This is a genomic window from Tepidiforma sp. (genome assembly GCF_034433535.1).
Lineage (GTDB): Bacteria > Chloroflexota > Dehalococcoidia > Tepidiformales > Tepidiformaceae > Tepidiforma.
In genome coordinates, this window is the sequence record NZ_DAOUAO010000087.1 from 1 (window position 1) to 8,178 (window position 8,178).

The window sequence follows — 8,178 nt, forward strand, 5'->3', positions numbered from 1 at the left end:
GCCCGGAACCCGGGGGGCGATTTACCAGGACTGATACGGTGCGGCGCCGGCAAGTGCGATAACGGCCAGCGCCGAGACGGAGATCGCGAGGGAGATAAGGCGGCGGGTCATGGTTCTGTTCCTCCGGTCAGGATGTCGCCCGGAGGTTAAGCCCGCGCTTCTCGCGAAACTCTCGCGAGAACGATCACGCTCTCATGCGAACCGCTGATCTGTTGCCCGGGAAACTTTGGACGCGGCGCGCGCCGTCAGACCGCCCGGCCGGAGGCGATGGCCGCCCGCAGCTGAGCGAAACGCTCCGGCAGGGGCGCGCCTATCTCCTGCTCGTAGTCCGCGGCATACTGGTCGATGAACTGCAGCGCCTGGACCGTTTGCCCCGCCCGGCTCCGGCAGCGCGCCAGTTCGTAGGCCGCCTCTTCGTTGAAGCGGTCCGCCCGCAGGATCCGTTCGAGGCAGAGCGCTGCGGCTTCGAAGTCCCGCCGCGCAGCGAAGTACCCGGCGAGCGCAGCCAGCGACTCGTGGGCGGCCTGGTGCAGCGCCGTCCGCTTCGCCGCTGCCCACTCCGATTCGAACACCTCCGCGAACGGGCCCTCGTACAGCTCGAGCGCCTCCTGGAAGGCCAGCGCGCGCTCCTTGCTGCCCGGTTCGGCCCGGCGACCACGCTCGAGGGCGGCTTCGAACTGCTCGACGTCCCATTCGAACTGGCCCTCAGGATTCAGCAGGTACGCGCCGTCCTGCTTGACCACGCAGTCCTGGTAGAGCGCCCGCCGGACCCGGTAGAGGTTCGAATGGAAGGCGCTGTTGCACCGTTCGCGCGGCAGCTCCGGGTAGAGCAGCTCAACCGCCTGCTCCTTGCGGAGGCCGTCGCGATGCGCGAGCAGCAGGAAGAACAGCTCCTTCGCGCGGGTGCTGGCCCACTGCTCATCCGACACGTGCCGGCCGCCGACCGTGACCATCACCCTGCCGAGGCTGCGCGCCACCACCTTCGGCAGCCGGCCGGGCACCTGCGGCTCCTCCTGCGGCGCGTCGGAGACCTGGAAGCTCTGCCGCTCCAGGATCTCGCGGAACCACCTGCCCGCGCCCGGGCGGGAGGCTGCCCACTGGGCGAACATCGGGTGCTCCCGGACCAGCGGCACCAAAACGCCGCTCATCCACGGCTGGCGGAGCGCCGCGGCGCAGCGCTCGAGCGAAATTTGCGCCTCGTGCCGCCGACCGGCCTTGAACTGCGCCATCGCCGCCCGGTAGCGCGCGACTGCGATCATCGGCGGGATGTCCAGCTCCTCGAACTGGGCCGCCGCCTGCTCCGCCAGCGCGATCGAGGCCACCGCATTGCCCGCGGCCAGCTCCACCGCCGCCTGGCGGGTGCGGCAAAACGCGATGTCATACGGGTTGCGCGAGGCCATCGCCACCAGCATCGCCCGCCGGGCGAAGAAATCCGCCTGCTGCACGTCGCCCTGGCCGAGCAGCGCCGCCGAGAGCCCGGCGATCGCCAGGGCCGCCAGCGTCTCGTCGAGCGCCTCGCTCGCGCAGATGCGCATCGCCTCCTCGTACCTCGCCTGCGCCGCGGCGAAGCGCCCCAGCGCCAGCTCCGCATCACCCAGCGAGGCCGTGGCGTAGGCCACATTCCGCCGGTTGCCGCAGGCGATCCCCTCCCGCACCGCCTCCTCGAGGACAGCTGCGGCGCTCTCGAACTCGCCGGAGTCGAGGTGGGCCATCCCAAGGTTGTTCAGCGTCCAGCCGAGGTTCGAGGAGCGCCCGACCGCGCGCCAGCCCTGGGCCGCCTTCGTCAGCACAGTGACGGCAGCGGGCGCGTCCCCGTGCATAGCCAGGGCCTGCCCGAGCGTCGACAGCGCGAGCAGGCCCAGCGGGCGGATGCGGAGCTGCTCGGCCTCTTCGATCACACTCCGCAGCAGCGCTTCCGCGCGGGCAAAGTTGCGCGCCACACTGAGCTCGACATCGGCCCGGTGGAACGATACCTCGACCGCCAGCGCCGGGTCGCCGTCCCACTGGATGGCGCGCAGCCGGTCGGCTTCCGCCAGCACGTCGTCCGTTCGGCCAAGCAGCCGCAGCGCGCGCAACCGCGCCAGTCGCGCGTGCACGCCGGGCGTGCCCCGGGCATCCGAACGGGAGAGCACGTCCTCAGCCATGCGCAGGGCTTCCGCGGGGTCGCCGGTATGCGCGGTCAGGCGGGCTCGGAGCGCGGCCAGCAGCGCGCTGCGCTCGAACGTCGATTCGGGGAGCGCGGCGAAGCCATCGCGCAGCACGCTGAACGAACCGCGCAGGATGAGCGCGTGCCCGTGGGCCTCGAGCAGGCGCGCGACCTGCTCCCCGGAGCCCTCGCTCGCGGCCAGCTCCACCGCCTCGGCGACCTGCCCCTGGCGCACCAGCCGCGCCAGCACTGCATCGAGTGCGGCGGCGAATCCCTCGGGATCCGTCCGCGCGAAGGCGCTCACGATGAACCGGCGCAGCAGCGGGTTGAGCCGAAACTCCCTCGGCGAGAGCTGCTCGCTCAGGAAATCCCGCCTGGCCAGCCACCCGGAGAGCTCACGCCACGCGTGCAGGCCGTACTCCACCTCGACGTGGGTCCGGTCGATCGTTGGCAGCAGCGCGAGCCGGTGGAGGATGAACCGCAGTGGTTCGGGCACCGCCGCCCACACTTCGCCTTCGAGATATCGCTCGAAATCCGCCACGCCGACCCCGGGCAAGGTCTCGCCCGCGAGCCGGGCCATTACCGCGATCGGCCAGCCGCCCGTGGCCGCGTACACCGAGGTGGCATCCACCCCGGCCCCGGCCAACCGGATGGCCTCGGCCACCTCGTCTTCGCTAAACCCGAGCAGCTCCGCGCCCAGCAGGGGGATGTCGCCGGTGGCGACGCCCTCGCTGATACCCACCACGAAGGGCAGCTCTCGCCCCACCAGCACCAGCTCGTGCCCGCCGTCGAGGGCCGTGGGCAGCCAGGCGAGCAGCGCCAGGGCGTCGGGCGCATCAGCCAGCTCGTGCACGTTATCGATGACCAGCAGCAGCGGGCGTTCGAAGCTGGCCAGCGTTTCCGCCAGGACGCCGCCCACGTACGCCTGCAGGTCTGAAACCGTCCCGGCAGTCGCCGGGGCAGGGTAGCGGGGATCGCCGCTGAGTGCCTGCGCGAGCTGGCGGGCGAAGACATCCGGGGCCCGCGACGCGGTCTCCAGCGTGACCCAGCGGGGTTCGAAGTCCAGCTCGGCGGCGGCCAGCGACACCACGGTCGTCTTGCCGTAGCCCGCCGGCGCCACCACGGCGATCACCCCCGCGCCAATCGCGCGATGGAACTGATCCACCGCCCGGGGCCGCGGCACCAGCCGGCGCGGCAGGCGAGGGCCATGCCCCATCCCGCTCCCCGGAGCGCGCGCGCAGGCTGCAGACGTCGGATTCGCCGCCATTTCCCTACCGAATGGTAGAGGATGGAGGGTGGCGCGACCAGTTGCAACGGGGTTGACGTTGCTCGCGGCGCCGGTGTTATGGTGACCGGGCCAGCGCCCCCGCAGTTGGTGATGCCCATGCGTACCTTCCCCCTTGTGCTGTTCGCGGCCGGGCTCCTGCTCGTCCTCGGCGCTTGGTCGGCGTCGGGCGGCACTGGAGCACGCGCCGCCGGCCCCTGCGGCACCCCGCACGATGCGCTCGACGCTGAGGAGCAGCAGTTCATCCAGCTCATCCAGGCGTGGCGCGACCAGAATCTCCCGTACTCGACTCAGCTCCAGGTCTCCGGCGCGCTGAATGCGGCGGCGGCGTGGTTCGCGCAGTGGCAGGTCGACAACGGCGCGCCCGGCGGCCACAGCGACGGGCTCGGGCGTTCGTGGCCGCAGCGCGCGATCGATTGCGGGTACACCGGCACCACCTCCAACGGGACGCCCTACGCCTACGGCAGCGGCGAAGGCATCCGGGCCTACGCATCGAGCTCACCCATCGTCGTCACGGCATCCCAGGCGGCGGCGCAGATGGCCTACCCCGGCAGCGGCATCTTCGCCTCGACGCCCTCGACCTCGCTGCCGTTCAAGTGCGTCGGCGCGGCACGGGCCGCGAGCCCCGATGGCCGACGGGTGGCCTGGGTCGTCGTCATCGCGCAGTACCCCGCAACCGCCAGTTGCCCGGGGGCGAGCGCCTCCGCCCCAACGGCGACCCCGACCGCCAGCCCGACCGCCTCACCCACAGCCACGCCCACGCGGACCCCAACCCCAACCCCCACGCCGCAGCCCACGCCCCTGCCCCGGCCGGATGGCGCCACGGTGGCTCTCTGGTCGGGCTGGAACCTTGTGGTGTTGCCGGCGGGTCCGGTCACCAGCGTGCTCGCGCGGGCGAACGGCTGCTTTTCGGCGGTGTACCAGTACACCAACGGCGCCTGGCAGCGGTATGTCCCGGGTGCCCCGGCCTATGTGAACTCGCTGCAAACGCTCAACGGCGGTGCCGTCTGGGTAGCGGGCACCGCCGCCAATTGCGGAAGCATCCAGCTCTAACGCAACGGCTAGAGTGAGCCCGGGAGCACCGAAAAGCCCGGCGAGTTGGCGATCGCCTGCCCCAGGGTGCCCAGCGCCGCGACGCAGACGAGCGCGATCAGTGCGAGGATGAGCGCGTATTCGGCGAGGCCCTGTCCCTCTTCCGCTGGATCTCGGCCGTCCGCCCACCGGCGCAGTACACGTCGCATCGTTCGAACTCCCGGGTGGTCTCTCCCCTGCTCGAACATTCGGCCACCGGCCGCCCGTTCAACCGGGGTCTCCCGGATGAGATTGCGTAACGCCGCGGTGAACCCCGTTGCCGGGCGGGGGAGCGTTCGTCAGGCAGCCGCCGGCGCCGGGCCGGCCAACCGCCCGGCCACGGCCAGCGGCGCATCGGTAATCACCGTCGTCGCATCGGCCTCCCAGAGCCGCGCCAGGAGCCCGCCGAGGTCCGGGCCGTCGTGCAGCGTCCACGCCGCCAGCTCGATGCCCGACTCCCGCAGCACCCGCCCGAGAGGCACGCCGACTTCGAGCATGCGCAGGATGGTGCCGATATCGACCATCCACTCAATCGCCCCCGGCACCAGGCTGCGCAGCTCCTCGATGCGCAGGAGCAGGTAATCGCGTACATCGATGTTCGGATTGGCGGCAGCCGGAGAGTCATCCCAGAAACCGTGCACGCCGCGCGTCCTCGGGTAGGGCGCCTGCGGCTCAGCCGCCGTGTAATTGAGGTACTGCGTTGGGTCGAACGCCACCGGCACCCCGCGCAACCGCCGCAGGTTCCAGGGCGACTGCGACCCCACGATCACCTGGCTGGCAACCGGGGCGAGGGCCTCTTCGAGCCGCGCCGCCTGCGTTTCCGTGATGACCCGGTTGAGTTTGAGGTCGACCTGCACCAGCGTGCGGCTGCCGGCGACCGCCTCGACCACCTCCTCGAGGAACGCGAGCGGCTCCCCGGTGGAGCGGCAACGGAGCTGCCTCGCCTCGGGGCCGGTCAGGTCGCTCGCCTTCCCGGCGCGGTCGGTCAGCCGCTCGAGGGTGACATCGTGGAAGCAAAGCAGCGAATCGTCGGCGAGGAAGCGAAGGTCGACTTCGAGCCGGGGCACACCCGCCCGGACGCATTCGACGACCCCGGCGAGCGTGTTCGGGGCGTGGTTGCCCGAGAGGGTGGCAGAATGCGCACACACGACCCGCCTCCGCCCCGTCACCAGCGGCGCCAGGCGGGCCGCTAGCGGCTCGTCATCGCCCGGGCCCGTTGCTTCCACGCGGAGATCGTATGCCGCGGATTGTTAAGGCACGAATTCCCGGCGACTTCGCCCCTGTGGACGTTCGACCGGGGCCGCGGTACGGTAAATGCAGCGGCAGGCGGCAGTTCCTGAGTTGCCGCCACAGAAAGTGCCCGTGATATACTCCCGCGCGTCCTGAGGGGGCCGCTAGCTCAACTGGCAGAGCAGCTGACTCTTAATCAGCCGGTTGGAGGTTCGAGTCCTCCGCGGCTCACCAGCTCCCTGTACGATTGGCGCGCCGGGCCTGGCGCCCGCACTTCGTGGGGAAGTGTCGGAATCGGCAGACGAGCATGACTTAGGATCATGTGCCGCAAGGCGTAGGAGTTCGAGTCTCCTCTTCCCCACGTGCTCGAACCCCGGCCGGGCGACCACCCACATGCCGCACCGCCGCAAGGGCAGGGCGCGAAAGGAGAAGGGATGCCGCTACTCGAGGTCAAAGACCTGCGAACCTACTTCTACACGCAGGAGGGGACCGTCAAGGCTGTCGACGGTACCTCGTACGTGGTAGAGGAAGGCGAAACGCTCGGGCTCGTCGGTGAATCCGGCTGCGGGAAGAGCGTCTCCGCCCTCTCCATCCTCCGCCTCATCCCCCAGCCGCCCGGCAAAATCGTCTCCGGCGAGATCATCTTCAAGGGGCGCGACCTCCTGAAGCTCGACGAAGACGAGATGCGGAAGATCCGCGGCAACGAAATCGCCATGGTCTTCCAGGAGCCGATGACGTCGCTCAACCCGGTGCTCACCATCGGCCGGCAGCTCACCGAAACGCTCGAGCTCCACATGGACCTGCACGGCCAGGCCGCCCGCAACCGCGCTGCCGAGCTGCTGGAGATGGTCGGCATCCCGGAGGCGCGCAACCGCCTCGATGACTACCCCCACCAGTTCTCCGGCGGTATGCGCCAGCGCGTGATGATCGCCATGGCGATGAGCTGCAACCCCAAGCTGCTCCTCGCCGACGAGCCCACCACCGCGCTCGACGTGACCATCCAGGCCCAGATTCTCGAGGTCATGAACCGCCTGAGCCGGGAGTTCGGGACGGCCGTCATCATCATCACCCACAACCTCGGCGTCGTTGCTCGCTACGCCGACCGCGTGAACGTGATGTACGCCGGCCGCGTGATCGAAACGGCCTCCGCCGTCGAGCTCTACCGCAACCCCAAGCACCCGTACACCGTTGGCCTGCTCAACTCGGTGCCGCGCCTCGATGAACGGCGCAAGGAGAAGCTCATCCCGATTGAGGGCCTCCCGCCGGACCTCGCCCACCTGCCGCCGGGCTGCCCCTTCTATCCTCGCTGCGCCTGGCGGGTCGACCGCTGCCGCGAGGAATACCCCCCGTTCAACCTCGTAGGCGAAAAGCACTACGCCGCCTGCTGGGAATCGGATCGCGTCCGCCGGGAGGTGCCAGTTGGCGCAGCAAACTAGTTCTCCAGCACGACCGGGCCGCGCCGCCATCGGCGACACCCTGGTCAAGGTCGACGGCCTCAAGGTCTACTTCCCCGTCACCTCGGGCATCATCTTCCAGCGCAAGGTGGCCGACGTCCGCGCCGTCGACGGCATTTCGTTCGAAGTGCGCCGCGGCGAAACGCTCGGCCTCGTCGGCGAATCGGGCTGCGGCAAGAGCACGACCGGCAAGGCGATCCTGCAGCTTACCCGCCCCACCGACGGCTCTGTCGTCTTCGACGGCACCGACCTCACGAAGGTCAAAGGCGGAGAGCTGCGCCGCTTCCGCCGCCGTATGCAGATGATCTTCCAGGACCCCTACGCGAGCCTGAACCCGCGCATGTCCGTCGGGAGCATCATCAGCGAGCCCCTCACCATCCATAAGCTGGCCTCCGGCAAGGAGAAGAAGGAACGCGTCCAGAACCTTCTCCAGACCGTCGGCCTCAACCCCTACTTCGCGAATCGCTTCCCGCACGAATTTTCGGGCGGCCAGCGGCAGCGTATCGGCATCGCCCGCGCGCTCGCTGTTGAGCCCGACTTCATCGTCTGCGACGAGCCGGTCTCCGCACTCGACGTCTCCATCCAGGCCCAGATCATCAACCTGCTCCAGGACCTGCAGGACCAGTTCGGCCTGACCTACCTCTTCATCGCCCACGACCTCTCCGTCGTTCGCCACATCAGCGACCGCGTCGGCGTGATGTACCTCGGCCACATGATGGAGCTCACCGACCGGGACTCCATCTTCGAGAACCCGCTGCACCCCTACACCAAGGCGCTGCTCTCGGCCGTGCCGATCCCCGACCCGGACGTGGAGCGCAAGCGCGAGCGCATCATCCTGCTCGGCGACGTTCCCAGCCCGCTCCGCCCGCCGCCCGGCTGCGTCTTCCACACCCGCTGCCCGATCGCCATCGACGAATGCCGCGCCCGCCGGCCCGAATGGCGGAACGTCGGCACCGCCGACCGCGAGCACTGGGTCTGGTGCCACCGCGTCT

General features: G+C 69.9%; 6 protein-coding genes and 2 tRNA genes. 5 read left to right on the forward strand and 3 right to left on the reverse strand.

The annotated features are described in order from the left end of the window. Positions 1–245: 245 nt before the first annotated feature. Complete coding sequence (locus VAE46_RS04985) at positions 246–3,311, reverse strand: tetratricopeptide repeat protein (protein ID WP_322795817.1); 3,066 nt, start codon at positions 3,309–3,311, stop codon at positions 246–248. 213 nt (positions 3,312–3,524) lie between these two features. Between VAE46_RS04985 and VAE46_RS04990 the strand changes: the two genes are divergently transcribed. After that, positions 3,525–4,484 (forward strand): hypothetical protein, encoded by a 960-nt coding sequence (locus VAE46_RS04990; protein WP_322795818.1) that lies wholly within the window; start codon positions 3,525–3,527, stop codon positions 4,482–4,484. An 8-nt stretch (positions 4,485–4,492) separates the two neighbouring features. Here VAE46_RS04990 and VAE46_RS04995 read toward each other — a convergent pair whose 3' ends face one another. Both VAE46_RS04995 and VAE46_RS05000 read right to left on the reverse strand, forming a co-directional pair. Further along, positions 4,493–4,672: a hypothetical protein gene (locus VAE46_RS04995; RefSeq protein ID WP_322795819.1), complete on the reverse strand. Its 180-nt coding sequence runs from the start codon at positions 4,670–4,672 to the stop codon at positions 4,493–4,495. A gap of 129 nt (positions 4,673–4,801) precedes the next feature. Beyond that, positions 4,802–5,728 (reverse strand): glycerophosphodiester phosphodiesterase, encoded by a 927-nt coding sequence (locus tag VAE46_RS05000; RefSeq protein WP_322795820.1) that lies wholly within the window; start codon positions 5,726–5,728, stop codon positions 4,802–4,804. A 162-nt stretch (positions 5,729–5,890) separates the two neighbouring features. On the opposite strand from VAE46_RS05000, the gene VAE46_RS05005 reads away from it, so the two are divergent. From VAE46_RS05005 to VAE46_RS05020, 4 genes are all read left to right on the forward strand, one after another. Continuing rightward, positions 5,891–5,966: transfer RNA gene (locus VAE46_RS05005), tRNA-Lys, on the forward strand. Between the two features lie 45 nt (positions 5,967–6,011). Beyond that, positions 6,012–6,093: transfer RNA gene (locus VAE46_RS05010), tRNA-Leu, on the forward strand. 73 nt (positions 6,094–6,166) lie between these two features. Beyond that, positions 6,167–7,168, forward strand: coding sequence for an ABC transporter ATP-binding protein (locus tag VAE46_RS05015; RefSeq protein ID WP_322795821.1), 1,002 nt, complete (start codon positions 6,167–6,169; stop codon positions 7,166–7,168). Continuing rightward, positions 7,152–8,178, forward strand: a 1,027-nt coding sequence (locus VAE46_RS05020; RefSeq protein ID WP_322795822.1) for a dipeptide ABC transporter ATP-binding protein, incomplete at its 3' end; no start/stop codon positions are given. The genes VAE46_RS05015 and VAE46_RS05020, both read left to right, overlap by 17 nt.